This window comes from Stenotrophomonas sp. YJH_SMC_20 (assembly GCF_059367845.1).
This window is the reverse complement of sequence record NZ_JCAFRG010000011.1, coordinates 87,597-110,525: the sequence shown is the minus strand read 5'-3', so window position 1 is coordinate 110,525 and position 22,929 is coordinate 87,597. Positions and strand designations below refer to the sequence as shown.

At 67.4% G+C, this 22,929-nt stretch carries 22 protein-coding genes; 9 read left to right on the top strand and 13 right to left on the bottom strand.

Annotated elements, in window-relative coordinates; translation table 11 throughout:
- Positions 1-158: 158 nt before the first annotated feature.
- The gene (locus tag AC5P6A_RS17370; protein ID WP_010480442.1) at positions 159-932 is read left to right on the top strand and encodes an NAD kinase; all 774 of its coding nucleotides are present in this window, start codon (positions 159-161) and stop codon (positions 930-932) included.
- Positions 933-979: 47 nt separating this feature from the next.
- Entirely contained in the window at positions 980-1,924 is a 945-nt protein-coding gene (locus tag AC5P6A_RS17365; protein WP_021202725.1) for a 5'-nucleotidase, read from the top strand.
- A 61-nt stretch (positions 1,925-1,985) separates the two neighbouring features.
- Here the strand turns inward: AC5P6A_RS17365 and AC5P6A_RS17360 are convergent, their stop codons facing one another.
- From AC5P6A_RS17360 to asnS, 12 genes are all read right to left on the bottom strand, one after another.
- Positions 1,986-2,537 carry a DUF2939 domain-containing protein gene (locus tag AC5P6A_RS17360; RefSeq protein ID WP_111098202.1) on the bottom strand — a complete coding sequence of 184 codons (552 nt, stop codon included), beginning with the start codon at positions 2,535-2,537 and terminating at the stop codon, positions 1,986-1,988.
- Between the two features lie 42 nt (positions 2,538-2,579).
- Positions 2,580-3,560, bottom strand: a complete 981-nt coding sequence (locus AC5P6A_RS17355) for an aldo/keto reductase (RefSeq protein ID WP_111098201.1) — start codon at positions 3,558-3,560, stop codon at positions 2,580-2,582.
- Positions 3,560-4,246, bottom strand: coding sequence for a DUF2461 domain-containing protein (locus AC5P6A_RS17350; protein ID WP_021202728.1), 687 nt, complete (start codon positions 4,244-4,246; stop codon positions 3,560-3,562). Before AC5P6A_RS17350 ends, AC5P6A_RS17355 begins: the two co-directional genes overlap by 1 nt.
- A complete protein-coding gene (gene sbcB, locus AC5P6A_RS17345; protein WP_155029811.1) occupies positions 4,243-5,682 on the bottom strand; it encodes an exodeoxyribonuclease I in 1,440 nt (479 codons plus the stop codon). The genes AC5P6A_RS17350 and sbcB overlap by 4 nt, the downstream gene beginning before the upstream one ends.
- Positions 5,682-7,049: an FAD-dependent oxidoreductase gene (locus AC5P6A_RS17340; protein ID WP_180877796.1), complete on the bottom strand. Its 1,368-nt coding sequence runs from the start codon at positions 7,047-7,049 to the stop codon at positions 5,682-5,684. The genes sbcB and AC5P6A_RS17340 overlap by 1 nt, the downstream gene beginning before the upstream one ends.
- A gap of 31 nt (positions 7,050-7,080) precedes the next feature.
- Positions 7,081-8,355 carry a kynureninase gene (kynU, locus tag AC5P6A_RS17335; protein WP_019660376.1) on the bottom strand — a complete coding sequence of 425 codons (1,275 nt, stop codon included), beginning with the start codon at positions 8,353-8,355 and terminating at the stop codon, positions 7,081-7,083.
- Between the two features lie 138 nt (positions 8,356-8,493).
- Positions 8,494-9,015 (bottom strand): 3-hydroxyanthranilate 3,4-dioxygenase, encoded by a 522-nt coding sequence (locus tag AC5P6A_RS17330; RefSeq protein WP_180877798.1) that lies wholly within the window; start codon positions 9,013-9,015, stop codon positions 8,494-8,496.
- A gap of 20 nt (positions 9,016-9,035) precedes the next feature.
- Positions 9,036-9,698, bottom strand: coding sequence for a carbonate dehydratase (gene can / locus AC5P6A_RS17325; protein WP_005417406.1), 663 nt, complete (start codon positions 9,696-9,698; stop codon positions 9,036-9,038).
- Positions 9,699-9,770: 72 nt separating this feature from the next.
- Positions 9,771-10,409 (bottom strand): FMN-binding negative transcriptional regulator, encoded by a 639-nt coding sequence (locus AC5P6A_RS17320; protein ID WP_155029809.1) that lies wholly within the window; start codon positions 10,407-10,409, stop codon positions 9,771-9,773.
- A gap of 7 nt (positions 10,410-10,416) precedes the next feature.
- On the bottom strand, positions 10,417-10,731 hold the full coding sequence (locus tag AC5P6A_RS17315) for a hypothetical protein (protein WP_019660373.1): 315 nt from the start codon (positions 10,729-10,731) through the stop codon (positions 10,417-10,419).
- Positions 10,732-10,738: 7 nt separating this feature from the next.
- Complete coding sequence (locus tag AC5P6A_RS17310; protein ID WP_005417403.1) at positions 10,739-11,038, bottom strand: hypothetical protein; 300 nt, start codon at positions 11,036-11,038, stop codon at positions 10,739-10,741.
- Positions 11,039-11,068: 30 nt separating this feature from the next.
- A complete protein-coding gene (gene asnS, locus AC5P6A_RS17305; protein ID WP_021202732.1) occupies positions 11,069-12,463 on the bottom strand; it encodes an asparagine--tRNA ligase in 1,395 nt (464 codons plus the stop codon).
- 128 nt (positions 12,464-12,591) lie between these two features.
- Between asnS and AC5P6A_RS17300 the strand changes: the two genes are divergently transcribed.
- The 6 genes from AC5P6A_RS17300 to zipA all read left to right on the top strand — a co-directional run bounded on the left by AC5P6A_RS17300 (position 12,592) and on the right by zipA (position 18,923).
- Complete coding sequence (locus AC5P6A_RS17300; RefSeq protein WP_346715082.1) at positions 12,592-12,948, top strand: HesB/IscA family protein; 357 nt, start codon at positions 12,592-12,594, stop codon at positions 12,946-12,948.
- A 203-nt stretch (positions 12,949-13,151) separates the two neighbouring features.
- Positions 13,152-13,589: a 30S ribosomal protein S6 gene (rpsF, locus tag AC5P6A_RS17295; RefSeq protein WP_005410228.1), complete on the top strand. Its 438-nt coding sequence runs from the start codon at positions 13,152-13,154 to the stop codon at positions 13,587-13,589.
- A gap of 11 nt (positions 13,590-13,600) precedes the next feature.
- Positions 13,601-13,831: a 30S ribosomal protein S18 gene (gene rpsR, locus AC5P6A_RS17290; RefSeq protein WP_002804494.1), complete on the top strand. Its 231-nt coding sequence runs from the start codon at positions 13,601-13,603 to the stop codon at positions 13,829-13,831.
- A 104-nt stretch (positions 13,832-13,935) separates the two neighbouring features.
- A complete protein-coding gene (gene rplI, locus AC5P6A_RS17285) occupies positions 13,936-14,385 on the top strand; it encodes a 50S ribosomal protein L9 (RefSeq protein ID WP_005410227.1) in 450 nt (149 codons plus the stop codon).
- Positions 14,386-14,635: 250 nt separating this feature from the next.
- Positions 14,636-18,139 (top strand): chromosome segregation protein SMC, encoded by a 3,504-nt coding sequence (gene smc / locus AC5P6A_RS17280; RefSeq protein WP_180877799.1) that lies wholly within the window; start codon positions 14,636-14,638, stop codon positions 18,137-18,139.
- A gap of 46 nt (positions 18,140-18,185) precedes the next feature.
- A complete protein-coding gene (gene zipA / locus AC5P6A_RS17275) occupies positions 18,186-18,923 on the top strand; it encodes a cell division protein ZipA (RefSeq protein WP_058981305.1) in 738 nt (245 codons plus the stop codon).
- A 118-nt stretch (positions 18,924-19,041) separates the two neighbouring features.
- Here the strand turns inward: zipA and AC5P6A_RS17270 are convergent, their stop codons facing one another.
- Positions 19,042-20,166 carry a pyridoxal phosphate-dependent aminotransferase gene (locus AC5P6A_RS17270; RefSeq protein WP_171952804.1) on the bottom strand — a complete coding sequence of 375 codons (1,125 nt, stop codon included), beginning with the start codon at positions 20,164-20,166 and terminating at the stop codon, positions 19,042-19,044.
- Positions 20,167-20,446: 280 nt separating this feature from the next.
- Between AC5P6A_RS17270 and ligA the strand changes: the two genes are divergently transcribed.
- Positions 20,447-22,918, top strand: coding sequence for an NAD-dependent DNA ligase LigA (gene ligA, locus AC5P6A_RS17265; RefSeq protein WP_180877810.1), 2,472 nt, complete (start codon positions 20,447-20,449; stop codon positions 22,916-22,918).
- Positions 22,919-22,929: the final 11 nt, after the last annotated feature.

The following is a 22,929-nucleotide window of genomic DNA, read 5'->3' as shown; positions in this document are numbered from 1 at the left end:
CGTCCGCCGGGACCGTGAGCGCCATGGATGGCGCGACCGAGCCCCCAATGGATGGGTTTACGGCGTGTCCCGGCGGACGGGCAGGTCATCCGCCCCGCGGGGTCCAACCCCCGGCGCTCGGTTATGCTCTCCCTCATGCCTTCCCCCCGGATCCACCGATGAGCGACACCCCCCGCATCGCTTTCCTGGCCAGCACCACCGAACCTGCGCAGATGGCTCGCGCGGCGATGATTTCGCGTTATGGCGATCACACGCCGGAGCAGGCCGACGTACTGTGCCCGCTGGGTGGCGACGGCTTCATGCTGCAGACCCTGCACCGGCACGGGCACCTGGGCAAGCCGGTGTTCGGCATGAAGCTGGGCACGGTCGGTTTCCTGATGAACCAGTACCGTGGCGACGATGACGTGCAGGCGCGCATCGCCCGTGCCGAACCGGCCAACCTGCGCCCGTTGGAGATGGTGGCGCTGACCGAATCGGGCACCAGTACCGGGTCGCTGGCCTACAACGATGTTTCACTGCTGCGCCAGACCCGGCAGGCTGCGCATATCGGCATCGACCTGAACGGCCAGGAGCGCGTGGCCGAACTGATCGGTGACGGCGTGCTGGTCGCCACCCCGGCCGGCAGCACCGCCTACAATTATTCCGCGCACGGCCCGGTGTTGCCGCTGGGGTCGCATACCATCGCGCTGACGCCGCTGGCCCCATATCGGCCGCGACGCTGGCGCGGGGCGATCCTCAAGGCCGATACCGAAGTGCGCTTCCGCGTGCTTGATCCGTACAAGCGTCCGGTCAGCGTGACCGCCGATTCGCACGAGACCCGCGACGTGGTCGAGGTGACCATCCGCGAGTCGAAGGACCGCCGCGTGACCCTGCTGTTCGACCCGGAGCACAATCTGGAAGACCGGATCCTGAGCGAACAGTTCGTTTTTTGAGGACAATGGGCGGCCGGCCATGCCGACCGCTTGAAGGACCCCCACCGATGGGCGACAACTCCCCCCGTTTGCTGACCGTCGCGGTGACCTCGCGCGCGCTGTTCGACCTCGAGGAAAGCCACGCGTTGTTCGAGAGCGATGGCGTGGCGGCCTATGCCGAGTTCCAGCGTCAGCACGAAGACGACATCCTCGGCCCGGGTGTGGCGTTCCCGGTGGTGCGCAAGCTGTTGGCCCTGAACCAGGGCGCCAGCCCGGAGGACCCGCGGGTCGAGGTGATCCTGCTGTCGCGCAATTCGGCCGACACCGGCCTGCGCATCTTCAATTCGATCCAGCACTATGGCCTGGGCATCATCCGCGCGACGTTCACCGCCGGCGAGCCGACCTGGCCCTACGTGAAGCCGTTCGGCACCGACCTGTTCCTGTCGGCCAACCCCGAATCGGTGCGCAGCGCGCTGCGCCATGGCATCGCGGCGGCGACCATCCTGCCCAAGCCGCCTGGCGAGACCGCAGCCGCAGCGGCCGACCAGATCGACATCGGTCGCCCTGCCGGGCAGCTGCGCATCGCCTTTGACGGTGACGCGGTGATCTTTGGTGACGAGAGTGAACGCATTTCGCGCGAGCAGGGCGTGGAAGCCTTTGGCCGCCATGAGCGCGAACGGGCCCGCGAGCCGCTCAGCGGCGGTCCGTTCCGTGGCTTCCTGTCAGCGCTGCACACGCTGCAGGAAGTATTCCCTGCCGGCGAGAGCGCGCCGATCCGTACCGCACTGGTGACTGCGCGTTCGGCGCCGGCCCATGAGCGGGTGATCCGCACCCTGCGCGAGTGGGGCGTGCGCCTGGACGAAGCGCTGTTCCTCGGCGGCCGGCACAAGGGGCCGTTCCTGCAGGCGTTCGGCGCCGACATCTTCTTCGACGATTCGCAGCACAACATCGACAGCGCCCGCGAGCATGTGGCTGCCGGCCACGTACCGCACGGCGTCGCCAACGAGGGATAGGGCGGATTCGACCGGCAGGTGCCAACCGTTGGTTGGCACTGCCGTCAGGCCACGGGTCCGATCAAGGGCTGCCCGACATCCCCAACTGCAGATCCACCACCTTCCAGCGCAGCCCCTGCGGCTCCAGCACCACCTTCATCGGCGGCTGGCCGGGACCGCGATCGACATCGATCACGAAGCGGTCCAGCGCTTCGAAATGGTGTTCGGCATGCTTCAACGGTCGCGCCGGTTCGGTCGGGCCGAAGGCATCGCCGCCCTGCAGTTCATTGCGGCCGCGCTTCCACAGCACGTGGCCCTGCAGCATCGCGCCGATCCCGGTGGGGGTCACCATGGTGTCCACCGCGGCACCGCCCAGCTGGTCGCCCAGCCCGTACAGCAGGGCACCGAAGGGACTGGCCGCCACGTCCGGGCCGGCCTGGCGCACCAGGTAGTCATTGAGCTGCGCGCGCAGGCTGCTGCGCACGCGCGGGAAATCGACGTAGCGTTCCAGGCGCGCGGTGTCGCGCTGCTCGATGGCCTTGGAAAGGCCATTGACGGTCAGGTAGGGGCCGCCGAACCACCAGGCCGCCAGGGCCAGGACCAGCAGCACAACCAGTGCGGAGAGTTTCTTCATGGCGGACAGACTGCTGCAACGGCGGCAGTGCGGGGTGAAGACTCACTGACTGGGCGAACCACGGCCATCACCGAAGGCATCGACCAGCTGTTGCCGTTCCGCCGGGGTCAGCGCCTCAAGGCGCGTCGCCAGCACTTCGTCCAGGCTGCCGGTGCGGGTGGTGCCCAGAATGCCGCTGGCGACGCCGCGATGGCCCAGGGCGTAGGCAAACGCGGTCTGGGCGGGGCGCTGGCTGTGGATGGCGGCGATGGTGTGGCGCATCCGGCGTGCGCTGTGCATCAGGGAGCGGCTGCTTGGCTTGAGCCAGGCTCTGGCCAGGTACCAGGCGTCGGCCGGGCGCGGCAGGCGGGCCCGTGATGGCAGCAGGTGGCCCTGCGCCAGCACGGTGCCGGCCAGCACGCCGATACCGGCCGCGTGCAGCCGGTCGATGAGGGGTTCACGATCCTGCTGCAGGGCGTTGTAGTCCAGAAGCACCACGTCGAACAGCGTGGGATGGTCGATCATCCAGCACAGGGTCGACGCCGTGTGCGTATTGATGCCGGTGTGCCGGATCAGCCCGCGTTCGCGCAGTCGCTGCAGTGCGGCCAGCAGGTCATCGTTGATGTCGTGCTGGCTGGCACCGTGCAGCTGGTAGATATCGAGGTAATCCAGGCCGAGGTTGCGCAGCGAGGCTTCGCAGCTGGCGGTGATGGCCGCTGGCGAAAAATTGCGCTGCTCGGCGCCGCTGACGCCGGCCTGGCCGGTCAGCGTGCCGCCCTTGCTGGAGATCACCAGCGAATCGCGCGGGTATTGCTTGAGCAAGGAGCGCAGGATGCGGCCCAGCCGCGGCTCGGCGTGGAAACCGGAGTAGTTGTGACCCGTGTCCAACAGGTTCACGCCCTGTGCCAGTGCATGCTCGACGACGTGCGCGGCCGACTGCTCCGGGAAGCGCCGATGCCCCCAGAAGCCGGAGCACCCAAGGCCGACCGGCGAAACCGCCAGGCCGGTGCGGCCCAGCGTGCGCCGTTGGTGCGCCAACGGCATCAGAATTCCAGGTCCAGCGCTGCGCACAGATAGTCGACGAACGGGCCGAGCGCGGCCAGATCCTTGCCCAGCGTGGACAGCAGGCGTGGGCCGGTCATCGTGGCGTCATCCAGCGGGCGCCACATTACCCAGTTGCGGTGCTTGAGGTCGTCGATGAACTCGAAGTCGGCCGGGAAGCCGCGCGGCGGACGCACCAGCTTTTCGCTCTCCTCGAACTCGAAGCGCCTGCGCAGCGCAGGTGCATGGGCCGCGGCCTTCCAGCTGCCCGGATTGTCGAGGATGAAGTGGCGCACGCGGCGCTGGGTTTCCGGTTCCGGGTGCCACAGGCCGGCACCGACAAAGCTCTCGCCTGGCTGCAGGTGCACATAGAACGAGGGCGCGGCCACTTCGCGACGGCGCTCATGGAACAGGCGCGCACCCTGCCAGGTCTTGTAAGGCGATTTGTCGTTGGAGAAACGCGCGTCGCGGTGGATGCGGAACAGTGAGCCGCCGACGCCGCGGGTATCGGCGCGGAAGTGTTCGCTGACCTCGGCAAGGGCTGGCTGAAGATCACCCAACAGGCGCAGGAACGGCTGTCGCACATGCTCTTCGTACTGCTGGCGGTGGTCGTTGAACCACGCCTTTTCGTTGTGGCGCGCCAGGCTGCGCAGGAACTTGAAGCTGGCGTCCGAGAAATAGGTACTCACAAGGTCTCCTGCAGGTGCTGGCCCCAGTCGCGCAACGATTGCAGCAGGGCCTGGCGCCGCGCGTCGTCGGGCGACTCGGCGGCCAGCGCATCGAGCTGCTGCTGGTACTGGGGCAGGTTGAGTTCGCCCAGGCCGCCGTCTCCCAGCAGGCGCTGGCGCCGGTAATCCTGCCAGCGCTGGCGTTCAGCCGGCGCGAGGCTGTCCGGATGATTGCGCGCACGGTAGCGGAACAGCAGCTCCGGCAGGCGCGGGTCGCGGAAGCGGCCTTCCAGCGCGGCCAACTGCTCCGGTGCGGTTGTGCGGGCCAGCGCCAGCAGCGGTTTGTCGCCGTTGCCGAGGAAGCCGTCGTACAGGGAGGCATCGACGTCGGCCACGGTGGCCGCGCGCGGCTGGTTGTAGACCTGGCGCGCCTTCTCGGCAAGCTGAGGGGCGAACCCGCGCAGCCGTTCAACCTTGGCCTCGATCGCGGCCACGTCCAGGCCCAGGCGCGCGTGGTCATCGCCACGAAGGTGGTTCCAGGCGACCAGGGCGGGCACCTTGTTCAGGTGCACTTCCTTCAGCGGCACCCGTGCCACGCCCTCGGGCAGTTCACTGGCGCGCAGGTACAGGCGCTGTGCGATCACCTCGGCCGGCAGGGCCAGCAGGTCGTCGATGTCGCCGTCCAGGTCGAACACGATCACCCGGTTGCTGATCGTCGGGTGCACGGCCAACGGCAGCACCGGCGCCGCGCACAGACGGCTGGCGGGGTAGCGCATGGAAATGTGCAGCACCGGCGTCATCGCGGTGACATCCAGCAGGGTGCCGACGAAACGCTTGTCGCGCAGCTTCAGGGCGTAGTCCCACAGGCGCGGCTGCGACTGCTTGAACAGCCGTGCCATGCCGATTGTGGCTCGCACGTCGGATAGCGCTTCGTGCGCATCACCCTCGCGCACGTTGTTGGCTTCGGCCAGGTGCTCGAGTTTGAACGAGGTGGCACCGTCCTCGCGCAGCGGCCACTGGATGCCATCCGGGCGCATCGCGCGCATCAGCCGCAGCATGTCCAGCAGGTCCCAGCGCGAATTGCCGTTGCGCCACTCGCGTTCGTATGGGTCATGGAAGTTGCGGAACAGGCCGTAGCGGACGAATTCATCGTCGAAGCGCAGCGTGTTGTAGCCCAGCGCGCAGGTGCCGGGTCGCGACATCAGTTCGTTGATGCGGTCGAAGGCTTGGGACTCGCTGATGCCTTCGGCCAAGGCCTGCTGCGGGGTGATGCCGGTGACCAGGGTGGCCATCGGTGAGGGCAACAGGTCATCGGCCGGGCGCACGAAGAAGCTGACCGGCGTGTCGATCTCGTTGAGGTCGGCGTCGGTGCGGATGGCGGCGAACTGCGAGATGCGGGTGCGCCGTGGATCCTGGCCGAAGGTTTCCAGGTCGTAGAACAGGAAGCTGTCGGCCATCAGTGCGCACCCTCCAGGACCGGTAGCTGCGCGTGGATCTGCGCTTCCAGCGCCGCCCAGTCGATGTTGTCCAGCGACTCGTGGCCGACCGTGGCCGCCACCAGCAAATCGCGCTGCAGTTCGGTACGGCGCAGCGCTTCGGCGTACGGCGTGTGCAGGAAGGTGACCATCGTGTAGTGCGGTACGAAGCGGGTCGGCCAGCGCCGCTGCAGTTCCCGCTCCAGTTCGCGCTGCAGCAGGAACGAGGGATCGGCCACGCGGTCGCGCATTTCCAGGTAGTTCTCCAGCGCCATCTGCTGGATCGCGCGTGCATTGGGTTTGCGCTCGGCCTCGAACGCAGCGAACGCACTTTCCAGGTTATCCGCCTCCATCAGGTGACGGGCCAGCGCAACGCAATCCTCGAACGCGCAGTTCATGCCCTGGCCGTGGAACGGCACCATTGCATGCGCGGCGTCGCCGATCAGTACGGCGCGGCCCTGCTGGTGCCAGCGCTCCAGGGTGAGCGTGCCGAGCAGGCCCGGCGGGTGCTGTTCCCAATCCACGCGCAGGTTCGGGATCAGCGGCAGCGCGTCCGCGAACTCGCGAGCGAACAGCGCCTCGGCCTGCGCACCAGTATTGATCGTGGCAAAGCTGGGATCGCCCTGGTTGGGCAGGAACAGGGTGACGGTGAAGGTGCCTTCATGATTGGGCAGGGCGATGCACATGTAGTGGCCGCGTGGCCAGATGTGCAGCGCGTTGCGCTCGATGCGGAAGCCCCCGTCTTCGGCCGGCGGAATCTCCAGCTCCTTGTAGGAGTGATCGAGGAAGGCGATGTCCTCGCCCAGCGGCGCGCGCCGGTTCATTGCCGCACGCAGCGCCGAACCGGCACCGTCTGCACCGATCAGGGTGTCGAAGCGGATGTCGTGCGGGCTGTCATCGCGGTCATCGATGAAGCGGGCGTAGCCGGCATCGAAATCAACGGTGTGCAGGCGGCGATGGAAATGCACGGTGGCCCCTGCCTGTTCGGCCAGTTCCAGCAGCGTGGTGTTCAGGTCGCTGCGGTGGATCGACCAGATCACTTCGCTGTCATCACGGCCATAGCGCTGCAGCTGCGGTTCGCCGTCGCGTGGATGCACCATGCGTCCGCGCATCATCACCGCGCGCGCCATCACCTCGTCTTCCACACCGGCCTGGCGCAGGGCGTTGCGCCCACGCTCGGCCAGCGCCAGGTTGATCGAGCGGCCGCTCTCGTAGTCGGCCACGCGCGGATCGCCGCGGCGTTCGTACAAGGTGATGCGCCAGCCCTGGCGTGACAGCAGGATGGCCAGCAGGGAGCCGGCGAGGCCGGCACCGATAATGCTCAACGAGCGGGAGGCGTGTGCGATCAACGAACTGTCCAGCAGTAGGGGAGGGACCGGCTCAAAGGCCGGCCCAGGCTTCCACTTCCTCGACGAAGTGGTGCACGTCCAGGTAGCGGTTGTAGAGCGGGGTGGGCGAGATGCGGATCACATCCGGTTCGCGCCAATCGCCGAGCACGCCGATGCTGCGCAGGTGCTCGAACAGGGCGCGCCCGCGCTCGCGGCCGCCGATCACGCGCAGCGACAACTGGCAGCCGCGGCGCTGCGGGTCTGCCGGGGTGATGATCTCCAGCACCTGCGGCAGGCGTGCGCGCACCAGCGCTTCGAGCATGCCGGTCAGCGCCAGCGATTTGCTGCGCAGCGCGTCCATGCCGGCTCGCTCGAACAGGTCCAGCGAGGCGCGCAACGGTGCCAGCCCCAGAATGGGCGGATTGCTCAGCTGCCACCCTTCGGCACCGATGGCCGGGGTGAACTGCGGTGCCATCTGGAAACGGGTGGCTTCCTCATGGCCCCACCAGCCAGCGAATCGGGGCAGGGTGGTGTCGCGATGGTGGCGCTCGTGCACGAAGGCGCCGGCAACCGCGCCCGGGCCGCTGTTGAGGTATTTGTAATGGCACCACACCGCAAAGTCCGGCGCCACGTCATGCAGGCGCAGCGGCAGGTTGCCCACCGAATGCGCCAGGTCGAAACCGATGCGCGCCCCCTGCAGGCGTGCGGCGCGGGTGATTGCATCGAGGTCGAAGGCCTGACCGGTGCGGTACTGCACGCCGGGCCACAGCACCAGCGCCAGGCGCGGGCCGTGCTCGGCGATGGCGCGTTCGATCGCGGTCAGCGAGATCGTGCCGTTGGCTTCGTCCGGCTGCACTTCCACCAGGCACTGGGCCGGGTCGAAGCCATGGAAGCGGATCTGTGCTTCGACCGCGTGGCGGTCGGTCGGGAATGCGCCGGCTTCCATCAGGATCACCGGGCGCTGCGTGGTCGGCCGGTAGAAGCTGACCATCATCAGATGCAGGTTCACGCTCAGCGTGTTCATCGCCACCACTTCGCTGGGCAGCGCACCGACCACGCGGGCCAGCTGCGCGCTCACCAGGCGGTGGTAGGACAGCCACTGGGTAGGGCCGGTGAAGTGGCCTTCCACCGCCAGCTCGCCCCACTGCTTCATCACTTCCTGCACCGCGGCCTGAGCGCCACGCGGCTGCAGGCCCAGCGAGTTGCCGACGAAGTAGGTCTGCTCGCCGCCGCCATGGCGCGGAATCAGGAATTCGTTACGCATCGGACGCAGCGGATCGGCGGCGTCCAGGGCAATGGCGTGGGTGCGGCTGAGCAGGTCGGACATGGTCGGGCAACAGGCTGCAACGGGACCGCCAGTGTAGCGCTTGGCGGCGTGCCTGCCGCCGAACCTGTAGAGCGGAGCCCATGTTCGGCTGCCGGGCCACGAAGCCGAGCATGGGCTCGGTTCTACAGGGGCAGGTGCTCAGCCCGCCGCCGGCACCGGCAGCGGATCCACGTGCCCGCACTGGCTGCAGGTGCGCAGTTCCAGGCTGGCGTGGTAGCGCGCGAACACCTTGGGCAGGTCGGTCTCGATGTTCTGCAGCGCGAAGAACTCTTCGTGCAGCTTGTGGTTGCAGCGTTCGCAGTGCCAGATCACCCCGTCCTTCTCGTGCGGCAGGCGCTTGCGCTCGACCACCAGGCCGATGCCCCCGGGCGGGCGGCGCGGCGAGTGCGGCACCTTCGCCGGCAGCAGGAAGACCTCGCCGGCGCGGATCGGGATGTCACGTACCGCACCGTCCTCCTGCACCTTCAGCACCATCTCGCCTTCGAGCTGGTAGAACCACTCGGGGCCTTCGTCGTAGTGGTAGTCGGTACGCGAGTTCGGCCCGCCGACCACCATCACGATGAAATCGCCGTTGTCGATCATCTTGTTGCCCACCGGCGGCTTCAGCAGGTGGCGGTTCTCTTCGATCCAGGCGTGCAGGTTGATCGGTGGGGCGAGCATGGTGGTCATCCGTGTGGGGATTAGTCGCGACGGCCCTTGCGCGGCACGAAGGACAGCGCTTTTTCATACGCTGGCTGCAGCTCTTCCAGCGAACCGACGTCGATGCCCATTTCACGCACGCGACCGTCCTTCAGGCTGTACACCCAGCCATGCACCATCAGCTTCTGGCCGCGGGCCCAGGCGTCCAGCACGATGGTCGAGCGACAGAGGTTGGCGACCTGCTCGATCACGTTCAGCTCGCACAGGCGGGCGTGCTTGAGTTCATCGTCTTCGATCGCATCGAGGATGCCCTGGTGCTTCTGAACGACGTCGCCGACGTGGCGCAGCCAGTTGTCGGCCAGGCCGACGCGGGTATTGTGCAGGCAGGCGTGCACGCCGCCGCAGCCGTAATGGCCGACGATCAGAATGTGCTTGACCTTCAGCTGGTCCACCGCGTACTGCACCACGCTCAGGCAGTTCAGGTCGGTGTGGGCGACCACGTTGGCAACGTTGCGGTGCACGAACACTTCGCCCGGCGCCATGCCGATGATCTGGTTGGCCGGAACTCGTGAATCGGAGCAGCCGATCCACAGATACTCGGGATGCTGCTGCTTGGCCAGCTGGTGGAAGAAGTCCGGGTCTTCCTTCTCGATGCGGTCGGCCCAGTCGCGGTTGTTCTGCAGCAGCTTGTGGATGTCTTTCATGTTCGGATGCCTGGCGTCGGGTGGGGGCGCGCCGCAGCCATCCGGCTGCGTCGTCGCGGGAATCGGGGGCGTTCAGCCGCTGCGGGTGGCCTGTTCGCGGTGCCAGCGCATCCACTGCGCCAACTCGGTGGAGGAAGGGGTGCCCAGCTGTTCCAGTTCGGCGATCACGGCACGCTGGTTCGCATCGGGGTGGTTCTGGCTCAGCTTCAGCTTCAGCTGCACGTGTTCAACCTGGAAGCGGAAGCCGACGATGGCGCGCAGCTCCGGGCCGTGTTCGGCGCGCGCGGCATCGAAGCGCCAGGCCTGGCCGACGCTGGCTTCGAAATGGTCGCTGATCGCGCCGACCAGTTCGGCCAGCGCATCGGTGTCGTCGAAGGTGTGCAGCTGGCCGCGCAGCTCGGCGGCCGCATAGTTCCAGGTCGGCACCCGCGCGGCGGGCTCCTTGTCCGGATACCAGCTGGCCGAGACGTAGCCGTGCGGGCCATCGACCAGTACCTTGGCCGCACCGCTGTGGCGCGACTGCGGGTTGGCGCGGGCCCAGTGCCCGCGCAGCTCGATGCGCTCGCCCTCGCGCCGGTACAACACCGGCATCCGCGTCAGCTCCGGCAGGCCATCGCTGCCCGGGGTGAGCACGCTGACGAACGGATCGCGCGCCAGCAGGCGGTCCAGCCAGAGCAGGTCGGTCTCGGCGAAGGCGCGCGGGGTGAACATGCCAGGGTCAGGCGCGCCCGCCCAGCGACTGGATCATGCGGCCACGCAGGCCCTCGTCGCTGTCGGCCTGCGGCGGCTGCACTTCGTGCAGGCTGAAGCCGCGCACCAGCGCGTCCTCCTCGTCCAGGCCGTCATACTCGACGAATTCGGCGTCGAACAGCTGCGAACGGGCGGTGTCTTCACTGTCATAGCTCAGCGTGTTGCCGTCGCTGTCGAGCACTTCGGCGGTGCCGGCAGGGCGCACCCGCAGGCGTGCCCAGATCAGGGTGTTGCCGAGGCTGGCCAGCCACCAGCTGTCGCGCGAAGTGGTGATGTCATTCATGGATGTGTTACCAGAGCGAGGCCAGCCAGAGCAGGGCAGCCATGCCCAGTCCGGCCAGCAGGGTCAGCAGCGATACCCAGGCCGGCGTCGCCAGCCCGGACAGCGAGCGGTCCGGCTGCTGGCGATAGTCGCGGCGCAACAGCCAGGCCAGGGCATCGGGCTTGAGGAAGGCGCCGCTGCCGAAGCGCTCGGCGAGCGCCGGATGGCGGTCGCGAACGTGCACCAAGGTCAGCGGCCAGAAGATCACGAAGGCACTGAACCCGGCCACTGCAACGCCAACGAAACAGAGGGCGAAGAACAGGGTCATGGGTGCAGCACCTCCGTGGTCGTTTGGGGCTTAGAAGTCCGCGCTGCCCGGGGCGCGCGGGTAGGGGATCGCATCGCGGATGTTGGACAGCCCGCAGACGTACACCACCAGGCGCTCGAAGCCCAGGCCGAAGCCGGCGTGCGGCACCGAACCATAGCGGCGGAAATCGCGGTACCAGCTGTAGTGCTCGCGATCCAGGCCGAACTGGGCCATGCGCGCATCCAGCACGTCCAGGCGCTCTTCGCGCTGGCTGCCGCCGATGATCTCGCCGATGCCCGGGGCCAGCACGTCCATCGCGGCAACGGTCTTGCCGTCGTCGTTCAGGCGCATGTAGAAGGCCTTGATGTGCTCCGGGTAGTTGGTCACCACCACCGGGCGGCCGACGTGTTCCTCGGTCAGCCAGCGCTCGTGCTCGGTCTGCAGGTCCAGGCCCCATTCCACCGGGAAGTCGAACTTCCTGCCGGACTTCTGCAGCAGGCTGACCGCATCGGTGTAGTCGATGCGCTCGAACGGTGCGTTGATGAAATCTTCCAGCTTGGTGATCGCGTTCTTGTCCACGCGCTCGGCGATGAAGGCCAGGTCGTCGCTGCGCTCGTTCAGCACCGCGCGGAACAGGTACTTCAGGAACTCTTCGGCCAGGCGTGCGTCTTCGGCCAGGTCGGCGAAGGCGATTTCCGGCTCGATCATCCAGAACTCCGCCAGGTGGCGGGTGGTGTGGCTGTTTTCGGCGCGGAAGGTCGGGCCGAAGGTGTAGACCTTGCTCAGCGCCAGGCAATAGGCCTCGACGTTCAGCTGGCCAGACACGGTCAGGAAGGTTTCCTTGCCGAAGAAGTCGCGGCTGAAATCGATCGCGCCCTTCTCGTCGCGCGGCAGGTTCACCATGTCCAGGGTGGACACGCGGAACATCTGGCCGGCGCCTTCGGCGTCGGAGGTGGTGATGATCGGGGTGCTGATCCAGTTGAAGCCGTTCTCGTGGAAGAAGCGGTGCACGGCCTGGGCCAGGCAGTTGCGGATGCGGGTGACCGCCCCGAACAGGTTGGTGCGCGGGCGCAGGTGCGCCACTTCGCGCAGGAACTCCGGCGACATCGGCTTGGGCTGGATCGGATAGGTGAGCGGGTCTTCGACCCAGCCGACCACTTCAAGCGTGCTGGCCTGGATCTCGAACGACTGGCCCTTGCCCTGCGACTTCACCAGGGTACCGGTGGCGATGACCGAGCAGCCGCTGGTCAGGCGCTTGATCTCGTCGAAGTTGCCCAGGGTGTCGTTGGCCACGACCTGGATCGGGGCGAAGCAGGAGCCGTCGCTCACATTCACGAAGGCCAGATTCGCTGAACCGCGCACCGTGCGCACCCATCCGCGTACCGTGACTTCGCCGCCTTCCGGGATCTTCCCGGCAAGCGCATGTTCAACGCTGACCACCGTCATGACTTGAATCCTCTGCTGATCGACTCGATCTGTGAACACGGGAGTTTACCGGTTGCAGCGTTCTGCTTGCGAGGCATTTTTCGCAGCCACAGCTCCTTATAATGTCCCCGTACCTCTGGAGTAGCCCCATGGCCGTCAGCCTGACCCCCGTTGCCTTCGAGCGCGTGCAGCGCTTTGTCGCCCAGACCCCCGGCGCGCTGGGCCTGCGTTTCGGCGTGACCAGGACCGGCTGCTCCGGCTGGGGCCACATCACCGACCTGGCCCGCGATGAGCGCGAGGGCGATACCGTGTTCGAGCAGGACGGCGTGAAGATCTATGTCGACGCCAAGAGCCTGGCGCTGGTGGACGGCACCGTGATCGACTTCGGCAAGCACGGCCTGAGCGAGACCTTCACGTTCAGCAACCCGAACGCCACCGCCGAGTGTGGCTGCGGCGAGAGCTTCACCACTGACGCCGACAAGGCCTGGCGGCCGGCCGGGGCCTGATCGTTCTGGTAGCGCCCAACCCGGGTTGGCTGGGCGCTCGCCCCCGGTTCAGGGTGTCAGGTGGCCCACCGGTTGCCCGGCCACCCCATCTGCGCCATAATGCGCGGCTTCCTGCCTCCCTGGCGGGAACCCTTGCCCCACCGCGGTCTCAACGGCGGGGGGCTGTCCGGCCGCAAGGCCACATCCGAAAGGTAGAAAAAAACATGAGTCGTCATTACGAAATCGTGTTCATGGTCCACCCGGACCAGAGCGAGCAGGTCCCGGCCATGATCGAGCGCTACAAGTCGCTGGTCGAGAACGGCAACGGCACCATCCACCGTCTGGAAGACTGGGGCCGCCGCCAGCTGGCGTACCCGATCCAGAACCTGGTGAAGGCCCACTACGTGCTGATGAACATCGAAGCCGACCAGGCCGTTCTGAACGAACTGACCGAGAGCTTCCGCTTCAACGACGCCGTGCTGCGCAACCTGGTCATCAAGCGTGACGAGGCTGACACCGAGCAGTCGCTGATCATGAAGAGCAAGGACGAGAAGGGTGACAAGCCGGAGCGCGGTGAGCGCCGTCGTCGTGACGACGAAGAAGGCGAGTCCAACAACACCGCTGACAACGAAGCCGGCGACGACGCCGCTTCCGCCGCCTAAGGAGCCTTCCCATGTCCAAGTTCTTCCGTCGCCGCAAGTTCTGCAAGTTCACTGCTGAAGGTGTGAAGGAGATCGACTACAAGGATCTCAACACCCTGCGCCAGTACCTGACCGAGAACGGCAAGATCGTGCCGAGCCGCGTCACCGGTACCAAGTCGAAGTACCAGCGCCAGCTGGCGACCGCCGTCAAGCGCGCTCGCTTCCTGGCCCTGATCCCGTACACCGACAACCACGACGTCTGATGCAGGCGGGGCGGCCCGACGCCGCCCCCGCTGTGCCAGCTATTCGGACAGCCTTTGTTGCGGGGCGTTGCCTCGCTAACGAATAACTTATCTGGAGCAATACCATGCAGTTGATCCTCCTGCAGAAAGTCACCAACCTCGGCAACCTGGGCGACCTGGTCGACGTGAAGCCGGGCTACGGCCGTAACTTCCTCGTGCCGCAGGGCAAGGCCGTGCCGGCCACCGAGAGCAACAAGGCCGAGTTCGAAGCCAAGCGCGCCGAATACGAAGCCAAGGCCCAGGCCATCCACGCCGACGCTGAAGGCCGCAAGGCCAAGCTGGAAGGCGCGAGCGTGACCATCGCCGCCAACGCTTCGACCGAAGGCAAGCTGTACGGCTCGGTTGGCCCGCGCGACATCGCCGAGGCCTTCACCGCCGCCGGCCTGCCGCTGGAAAAGAGCGAAGTCATCCTGGGCGAAGGCGCCTTCCGCAACATCGGCGAATACGACGTGCTGGTCCACCTGCACGCCGACGTCGAGACCACCGTCAAGGTCGTCGTCGTCGCCGAAGCCTGATCCCGCGCCGCAAGGCCTGGCATCACCGCAGAACGGGCGCCCGCAAGGGTGCCCGTTTTGTTTTTGGCGCCGTTCCGCGGTGTCGGGCCAGGTCCGTCCGACGGGGGGTAATGTTCCACGCCCATTCGTAGAACACGGCCACATCGGTATACTCAGGGCGTCACACCCGTTCCACGGGCATCGATCCCAGCAGGATCAATGACTTGGAGGGTGCACGCAGGCCGCTTGCCGGCCCCAGTCCGGAACCCCTATGCGTCTTTCCACGATCAAGCTGTCCGGCTTCAAGTCGTTCGTCGATCCGACCACCCTGCACCTGCCGACCAACATGACCGGCGTGGTGGGGCCCAATGGCTGCGGTAAGTCGAACATCATCGACGCCGTGCGCTGGGTCATGGGTGAGAGTTCGGCCAGCCGCCTGCGCGGCGACTCGCTGACCGACGTGATCTTCTCCGGGTCCAATGCCCGCAAGCCGGTGTCACAGGCCACCGTCGAGCTGATCTTCGACAACTCCGACCACACGATCTCGGGCGAGTACGCCTCGTTCAACGAAATCTCGGTCAAGCGCACGGTCAGCCGCGACGGCACCAGCAACTACTACCTCAACGGCACCAAGTGCCGTCGCCGCGACATCACCGATCTGTTCCTCGGCACCGGCCTGGGGCCGCGCAGCTACTCGATCATCGAGCAGGGCATGATCAGCCAGATCATCGAGGCACGCCCGGAAGACCTGCGCGTGTACCTGGAAGAGGCGGCCGGCATCTCCAAGTACAAGGAGCGCCGCAAGGAGACCGAGACCCGCATCCGCCACACCCGCGAGAACCTGGACCGGCTGGGCGACCTGCGCGACGAGATCAGCAAGCAGCTGGAGCACCTCAAGCGCCAGGCCAAGCAGGCCGAGCAGTACCAGGCCCTGCAGGAAGAGCGCCGGGTCAAGGACGCCGAGTGGAAGGCGCTGGAATTCCGCGGCCTCGACGGACGCCTGTCCAAGCTGCGCGAAGGATTGTCGCAGGAAGAAACGCGGCTGCAGCAGCTGATCGCCGACCAGCGTGATGCCGAAGCCCGCATCGAAACCTCGCGCGCGCGGCGCGAAGAGGCTGCCGACGCGCTCAACACCGCGCAGGCGGCGGTCTACCAGGTTGGCAGTACGCTGGCGCGCCTGGAACAGCAGATCCAGCACCAGCGCGAGTTGTCGCAGCGCCTGCACAAGGCACGCGATGAAACCCAGCAGGCCCTGGCCGAACTGGGGCAGCACATCAGCGGTGATGAGGCCAGGCTGAGGGTGCTGCGTGAGGCGGTGGAGGCCGCCACTCCGCAGCTGGAAGCACTGCAGGAAGAAAACGAGATCAAGCAGGAAAGCCTGCGCGAGGCCGAAGAGCGGCTGGCCAGCTGGCAGCAGCGCTGGGAACAGCACACCTCGCAGAGTTCGGAAGCCTCGCGCGCCGGCGATGTCGAGCGCACGCGCGTGGACTATCTGGACAAGCAGATCCTGGATGCCGACCGGCGTCGTGAGGCCCTGGCCGCCGAGCGCGCCGGGCTGGATGTGGATGCGCTGGAAGAGGCCTTCGAGCAGCTGCACCTGCGACACGACACGCAGAAGGCTGCGCTGGATGAGCTGAGCGAAGACGTCGAGCTGCGCAAGCAGGGCGTGGCGGCGGTGCAGGAACAGCAGCGCAATGGCCAGAACGAACTGGCCGAACTGCGCAAGCAGGCCAACGGCCTTCGTGGCCGCCTGGCCTCGCTGGAGGCCCTGCAGCAGGCCGCGCTGGGCCAGGAGCAGGGCGCGGCAGTCGCGTGGCTGAAGGCCCGGGGGCTGGATTCTGCGGCGCGTGTCGGCGAGCGCCTCGACGTGGATGCCGGCTGGGAAAACGCGGTGGAAAGCGCGCTCGGCCACTTGATCGAAGGTGTGCTGGTCGATGACCCGGCCAGCCTGGTCGATGCCCTGGGTGAGCTCGGCGATGGTCACCTTGCGCTGGTCGCCAACGGCGATGACGAGCTGAAGGTCGCCCCGACCTCGCTGGCCGCGCGCGTGCGTGGTCCGGTGGCGATCCGTCGCCTGCTGGCACACCTGCATGCTGCCAAGGACCTTTCCGAAGCGAAGGCGTTGCAGGGCAGCCTGCCGGAAGGTGATTCGGTCATCACCCAGGGTGGCGAGCGCCTGGGCCAGGGCTGGCTGCGCGTATCGCGCTCCGGCGCGGCCCAGCAGGGGGCGCTGCTGCGCGAACGCGAGATCCAGGAGCTTCGCGAGCAGATCGAACAGCTGCAGGACCGCGAGGCTGAGCTGGAAGAACAGCTGGCCGGTTTCCGTGAGCAGCTGCAGGCTGCCGAACAGCAGCGTGAAGACGCGCAGCGCGCGCTGTACCAGGCCCATCGTGCGGTCTCCGAACTGGCCGGCCAGTTGCAGGGCCAGCAGGGCAAGGTGGAGGCGGCGCGCACGCGCATCGACCGCATCGAAGGCGAGTTGAAGCAACTGCAGGAAACCATTGAAGCCAACAACGAGCAGGCGCGTGAAGCACGCTCGCGGTTGGAGAGTGCGGTCAGCAGCATGGGCGACCTGGAGTCGACCCGGCAGCGGCTGGAGGGCGAACGCCGCCAGCTGACCGAAGCCCGCGACCTGGCCCGCGATGCCGCCCGCGCGGTACGCGAGCGCGCGCATTCGTTGGCCCTGACTTTGGAATCGCAGCGGGCGCAGCTGGCCTCGTTGAGCCAGGCGCTGGAACGCATGGGCACCCAACGTGGACAGTTGGATTCGCGGCTGGGCGAACTGCATTCGCAGCTGGACGAAGGTGATTCGCCGATCGAAGCACTGCAGGCCGAGCACCAGAATGCGCTGGAAGAGCGTGTGCGCGCCGATCGCGTGCTGACCGAGGCGCGAACGCTGCTGGACGGCATCGACGCCGAGCTGCGCAATTACGAGCAGACCCGCCACCAGCGCGACGAGCAGGCGTTGGTCCAGCGCGAGCGCATTTCGCAGCGCAAGCTCGACCAGCAGGCGCTGGTGCTCAGTGCCGACACCCTGCAAGCGGCGGTGGAAAAGGCCGGCTTCGTGCTGCAGGACGTGCTCAACGCACTGCCCGAGGATGCCCGCCTGGGCGACTGGGAGCAGGCGGTCCACCAGATCGATGCTCGCATGCGCCGGCTGGAGCCGGTCAATCTGGCGGCCATCCATGAGTATGGCGAGGCGTCGCAGCGCTCGGACTACCTGGATTCGCAGCACGCCGACCTGACCACAGCGCTGGAAACCCTCGAAGATGCCATCCGCAAGATCGACCGCGAGACCCGCGGCCGCTTCAAGGACACTTTCGACCGCGTCAACGCCGGCGTGCAGGCGCTGTACCCGCGCCTGTTCGGTGGCGGCCATGCTTACCTGGAGCTGACCGGTGAAGACCTGCTCGATACCGGCGTGACCATCATGGCGCGCCCGCCGGGCAAGCGCGTGTCCAGCATCTCGCTGCTGTCCGGCGGTGAGAAAGCGATGACCGCGGTGGCGCTGGTGTTCGCCATCTTCCAGCTGAATCCGGCGCCGTTCTGCCTGTTGGATGAGGTGGACGCACCGCTGGACGAAGCCAACGTCGGCCGCCTGGCCAACATGGTCAAGGAAATGAGCGAGAAGGTGCAGTTCCTGTTCGTCAGCCACAACAAGGCGACGATGGAGGCGGCGCACCAGCTGTCCGGCGTGACCATGCGTGAGCCAGGCGTCAGCCGCCTGGTCAGCGTGGACCTGGAAGAGGCCGCGCGATTGGCGGGCGCGGCCTGACGTGCCATCCTAGTTACCTGAATGAACTAGCCGGAGAACCTATCGAATGTCCGACACGGCACTGTTGCGCATCGGCATCCTGGCCGCCGGCCTGCTGTTGATCGCCGCGATCTTCCTGTTTGGCCGTCCGAAGAAAAAGCCCCAGGGGCGCCGCGTGGAAAGCGCGGAGCCCACCAGTGGCGAGCGCCGTGAGCCGGTGCTGGGCGACGACGGCGTCGCCGTGGCCGAGGGTCGCATCGAACCGGGCATGGGCACGGAGGGCGAGCAGGCCGAACTCGGCCTGACCGATACCGACCCAGGCGCCAGCGACCTCGGCAAGCGCGCCACCCAGGATTTCGACAAGATCGTCTCGCTGTTCGTGGCCGCCCGGGCCGGCGAGCAGCTGCGTGGCGAGGACATCGTGGTGGCCGCAGAGAAGACCGGCCTGGTGTTCGGCCACATGAACGTGTTCCACCGCCTGGTGGAAGGCCACCCCGAACGCGGGCCGATCTTCTCGATGGCCAGCATCATGAAGCCGGGCAGCTTCGACATGGCCAACATCCGCGCCATGGAAACCCCGGCCATCGCATTCTTCCTGACGCTGCCGGCGCCGCTGACCGCGCTGGACGCCTGGGAGAAGATGCTGCCGACCGTGCAGCGCATGGCCGAGCTGCTCGATGGCGTGGTGCTGGATGACAGCCGCAACGCCCTGGGGCGCCAGCGCATCGCGCACATCCGTGACGAGCTGCGCGCCTACGACCGCCAGCACCAGGCACCGCCGCTGACCAAGACCCCGCGCTGGTGAGCGCCATGGTGTGCCGACCAACGGTCGGCACCCACCCCGACCAACGGTCGGCACCCATAACAGTAGATGCACGCCATGCGTGGATGGGGCGAACCAAGGTTCGCCCCCACCAACAGGGTCAGGCCGGTACGCCGGCCACCTTGGCGAACGCACGGCGGAATGCGGCCATCTCCTCTTCGGTGCCGACCGTTACGCGCACGCGCTGCGGCCAGATCGGCCAGCTGCGCCCGATCACCACGCCGTTCTCCGCCATTGCCTTGGCGAACGCGCTGCCATCGCGCTGCACGTCGACTATGAAGCAGTTCGCCTCCGAGGGTACGCAGCTGAACCCGCGCTTGCCGAGCCAGGCGATGGTGGCCTGCCGCACCGTGGCGTTCTGCAGGCGCCGCTGGGGGATCAGCTGCGGGTCGCGCAGGCTGGCCAGTGCCGCCGCCAGCGCCGGAACCGGCAGCGGGTTGTCGCCCAGGCTGGCCAGTTCGCGCAGACGGTCGGGATGTGCGGCCGCCACGCCCAGGCGCAGGCCGGCCATGCCGTACAGCTTGGAAAACGTGCGCAGCACGATCAGGTCATCGCGCTGCGTCACCTGGGTGATCAGGCTGGGCTGATCGCTGTACTGCAGGTAGGCCTCGTCGACCAGCACGCGGGTCGATGCGGGCTTGTGGGCCAGCAGCCAGGCAAGCTCATCTGGCGGGCTGATCGACCCAGTCGGATTGTTCGGGTTGCACACATACAGCAGCCCGGTCGCGCGCGCGTGCGCGGCAGCGACCATCGCACGCAGGTCATGCGCACCGTCCTCGCGCAGCGGCACTTTCTGCACATGCGCACCGTGGGCGGCGGCGACCTCGCCGAGCGTCTCGAAGGTCGGGTCGGCGACTACAAGTCCCGCCTGCGGCCCGGTCCACAGCACGGCGGCACGGTTCAGCGGTTCGCTGGAACCCGGATAGAGGCGCACGTGATCAGCCGGGATGCGCGCCTGCTCGATGAAGGCATCGCGCACTTGGCCTGCCAGCGCGAAGCGGTAGCGACCGCATCCGGCGATGCTGTCGCGTGCTGCCTGCTGGGCTGCGGGCGAGGGGCCGTAGGGGCATTCGTTGAAATTCAGCAGCACCGCACCTTCGGCGGGGGCAGGAGCGGCGGCTGTCGCCGGTTGGGTATGGCCAAGCTGCGGCAGCCCGCTGCCAGCGACGGCGAGGCCAGCACCGGCCAGTTGCAGGAAGCGTCGACGGGAAGCAGGCAGGGTCACGGGCACGATTCCGAAGGGCAGACCGTCGCACGCTAGCGCTGGTTGCGGTGGGCGGCAAGCCCGCTTTTTGTAGTGCCGAGCCATGCTCGGCTGCAGGTGTGCCAACCAAGGTTGGCACCTGCCGGGGCGGGGAGAAGGTCGGCACCTGCCGGGAGGGGAGAAGGTTGGCCACCAGGGCAGGGGAGCGGCCGTCGAGCATGGCGCGACGCTGCGAAGGCAGGGCGTTACAGGGCCTGACGGCCGGGCGCGGTAGAATCCCCGGCCATCCCAGAACCACCGGATCCCGATGAGTCCCAGCCCCGCCGAACGCGCCGACGACCTCCGCCGGCAGATCGCCCAGGCCAACCGCGCCTACCATGAGCTGGACGCGCCGGAGATCCCCGACGTCGATTACGACCGGTTGGTGCGCGAACTGGAAGCACTGGAGCGCGAACATCCTGAACTGGCCCGCGCCGACAGCCCGACCCAGCAGGTCGGTGCGCGTCCTTCCGGCCGCTTCGCCGAGGTGCGCCACGCTGTGCCGATGCTGTCGCTGTCCAATGCGTTCAGCGACGAGGAGGTGGCTGATTTCGTGCGCCGCATTGACGAGCGGCTGGGGCGTCGCAGCCTGCGGTTTTCGGCCGAGCCGAAGATGGACGGGCTGGCGATCAGCCTGCGCTACGAGGACGGTCATTTCGTGCTCGGCGCGACCCGTGGCGATGGCACGACCGGCGAGGACGTGACGGCCAATCTGCGCGAGATCGGCGACATTCCCAAGCGCCTGCACGGCAAGGACTGGCCGGATGTGCTGGAGGTGCGCGGCGAGGTGTACATGGCCCGCGCCGACTTCGAGGCCTACAACGAGCGTGCGCGCCTGCACGGCGGCAAGGTGCTGGCCAATCCGCGCAACGCCGCGGCCGGCTCGCTGCGCCAGCTCGATCCGAAGATCAGTGCGCAGCGCAGGCTGAGTTTCTTCGCCTACGGCACCGGCGAAGTGCAGGGCGGCGAACTGCCGGACACCCATTCGGGCACCCTGGCCCAGCTCGGCGCCTGGGGTTTCCCGGTCAGCGAGCTGTGCAAGGTGGTGGAGGGCACTGATGGCCTGCTCGGCTACTACCGCGATATCGGTGAGCGCCGCGATCGCCTGCCGTTCGACATCGACGGCGTGGTCTACAAGCTGGATGACCGCGCCGGCCAGCAGGCCATGGGCTTCGTTTCGCGCGCGCCGCGCTGGGCCATCGCGCACAAGTTCCCGGCGCAGGAACAGAGCACGACGGTAGAGGCCATCGAGATCCAGATCGGCCGCACCGGTGCCGCAACACCGGTCGCGCGACTGGCACCGGTGGCCGTGGCCGGCGTGATCGTGTCCAACGCCACCCTGCACAACGCCGACCAGATCGCACGCCTGGATGTGCGCGTCGGCGACAGCGTGATCGTGCGGCGTGCTGGCGATGTCATTCCCGAAGTGGTCAGCGTCATCCTCGACCGCCGTCCACAGGGCACTATGCCGTGGCAGATGCCGACGCGCTGCCCGGTGTGCGGCTCGGAGATCGTGCGCGAGGAAGGGGCAGCAGCATGGCGCTGCTCGGGCGAACTGTCCTGCCCGGCGCAGCGCAAGGAAGCCATTGCCCATTTCGCCTCGCGTCGCGCGATGGACATCGATGGCCTGGGCGACAAGTACATCGAAACCCTGGTCGACGCCGGCATCGTCAGGAGCGTGGCCGACCTGTACCGGCTCAGTCGTGACCAGCTGCTGCACCTGAAGCTGGTGCTGGATGCGGAAGACCCGTCCGCACTGGCCGCTGCGCTGAAACCGCATCTGCCCGCCGAGGGCAGTGGCGCGGTACTCAACGCCGTGCTGAAGCTGGACGGCAGCGATCCGGGCTGGCGCGCGCAGGCGCTGGCACAGCCCGCCAGCTTCGAATGGAACACGAAGAAGATCGCCACCAAGTGGGCCGACAACCTGATCGCAGCAATCGACGCCAGTCGTGCCGCCACGCTGGAACGCCTGCTGTTCGCGCTCGGCATCGAACACGTCGGCGAGAGCACCGCCAAGGCCCTGGCGCAGTGGTTCGGTGACCTGGAACTGATCCGCCATCTGCCGTGGCCGCTGTTCAAGCGCGTGCCGGACATCGGTGGCGAAGTGGCGCGCTCGCTCGGTCACTTCTTCGAACAGCAGGGCAACCAGCAGGCCATCGATGACCTGCTGCAGGTCGGCCAGGTGCGCATCAGCGATGTACATGCCCCCAGTGCCAAGCTGCGCGAGGGACTGGACCTGGCGCAGCTGCTGGTCGAATCGGAGATCCCCGGCATCACCCGTCTGCGCGCCGAAAAACTGGTGGCAGCGCTCCCGGGGGCACAGGCGGTGCTCGATGCCGAGCATGGCCAGTTCGTCAATGCCGGCTTGCCCGATGACACCGCGCGCGGACTGGCGGAGTGGCTCGATGCCGATGGCCATGGCGAGATGTTGCTGGCGGCCGAGAAGGCGATGCAGCAGATCCTGGCCAAGGCGCCGGCGCTGGCCGAGATCGTGGCGGGCCCGCTGGACGGGCAGACCGTTGTGCTCACTGGCACCCTGGCCCAGCTCACCCGCGATGTCGCCAAGGAGCGCCTGGAGGCGCTGGGCGCCAAGGTTTCCGGCAGCGTGTCGAAGAAAACCAGCTTCGTGGTCGCCGGCACCGAGGCCGGCTCCAAGCTGGACAAGGCGCAGTCGCTGGGCGTGCCGGTGTGGGACGAGGAACGCCTGCTGGCCTACCTTGCCGAACACGAATGACGATCCCGCCG

Bases quoted from the DNA above. Each gene is read 5' to 3' on its own strand.
- AC5P6A_RS17370 (WP_010480442.1), top strand. From the start codon at position 159: ATGAGCGACACCCCCCGCATCGCTTTCCTGGCCAGCACCACCGAACCT.
- AC5P6A_RS17365 (WP_021202725.1), top strand. From the start codon at position 980: ATGGGCGACAACTCCCCCCGTTTGCTGACCGTCGCGGTGACCTCGCGC.
- AC5P6A_RS17360 (WP_111098202.1), bottom strand. From the start codon at position 2,537: ATGAAGAAACTCTCCGCACTGGTTGTGCTGCTGGTCCTGGCCCTGGCG.
- AC5P6A_RS17355 (WP_111098201.1), bottom strand. From the start codon at position 3,560: ATGCCGTTGGCGCACCAACGGCGCACGCTGGGCCGCACCGGCCTGGCG.
- sbcB (WP_155029811.1), bottom strand. From the start codon at position 5,682: ATGGCCGACAGCTTCCTGTTCTACGACCTGGAAACCTTCGGCCAGGAT.
- kynU (WP_019660376.1), bottom strand. From the start codon at position 8,355: ATGTCCGACCTGCTCAGCCGCACCCACGCCATTGCCCTGGACGCCGCC.
- AC5P6A_RS17330 (WP_180877798.1), bottom strand. From the start codon at position 9,015: ATGCTCGCCCCACCGATCAACCTGCACGCCTGGATCGAAGAGAACCGC.
- can (WP_005417406.1), bottom strand. From the start codon at position 9,698: ATGAAAGACATCCACAAGCTGCTGCAGAACAACCGCGACTGGGCCGAC.
- AC5P6A_RS17320 (WP_155029809.1), bottom strand. From the start codon at position 10,409: ATGTTCACCCCGCGCGCCTTCGCCGAGACCGACCTGCTCTGGCTGGAC.
- AC5P6A_RS17315 (WP_019660373.1), bottom strand. From the start codon at position 10,731: ATGAATGACATCACCACTTCGCGCGACAGCTGGTGGCTGGCCAGCCTC.
- AC5P6A_RS17310 (WP_005417403.1), bottom strand. From the start codon at position 11,038: ATGACCCTGTTCTTCGCCCTCTGTTTCGTTGGCGTTGCAGTGGCCGGG.
- asnS (WP_021202732.1), bottom strand. From the start codon at position 12,463: ATGACGGTGGTCAGCGTTGAACATGCGCTTGCCGGGAAGATCCCGGAA.
- AC5P6A_RS17300 (WP_346715082.1), top strand. From the start codon at position 12,592: ATGGCCGTCAGCCTGACCCCCGTTGCCTTCGAGCGCGTGCAGCGCTTT.
- rpsF (WP_005410228.1), top strand. From the start codon at position 13,152: ATGAGTCGTCATTACGAAATCGTGTTCATGGTCCACCCGGACCAGAGC.
- rpsR (WP_002804494.1), top strand. From the start codon at position 13,601: ATGTCCAAGTTCTTCCGTCGCCGCAAGTTCTGCAAGTTCACTGCTGAA.
- rplI (WP_005410227.1), top strand. From the start codon at position 13,936: ATGCAGTTGATCCTCCTGCAGAAAGTCACCAACCTCGGCAACCTGGGC.
- smc (WP_180877799.1), top strand. From the start codon at position 14,636: ATGCGTCTTTCCACGATCAAGCTGTCCGGCTTCAAGTCGTTCGTCGAT.
- zipA (WP_058981305.1), top strand. From the start codon at position 18,186: ATGTCCGACACGGCACTGTTGCGCATCGGCATCCTGGCCGCCGGCCTG.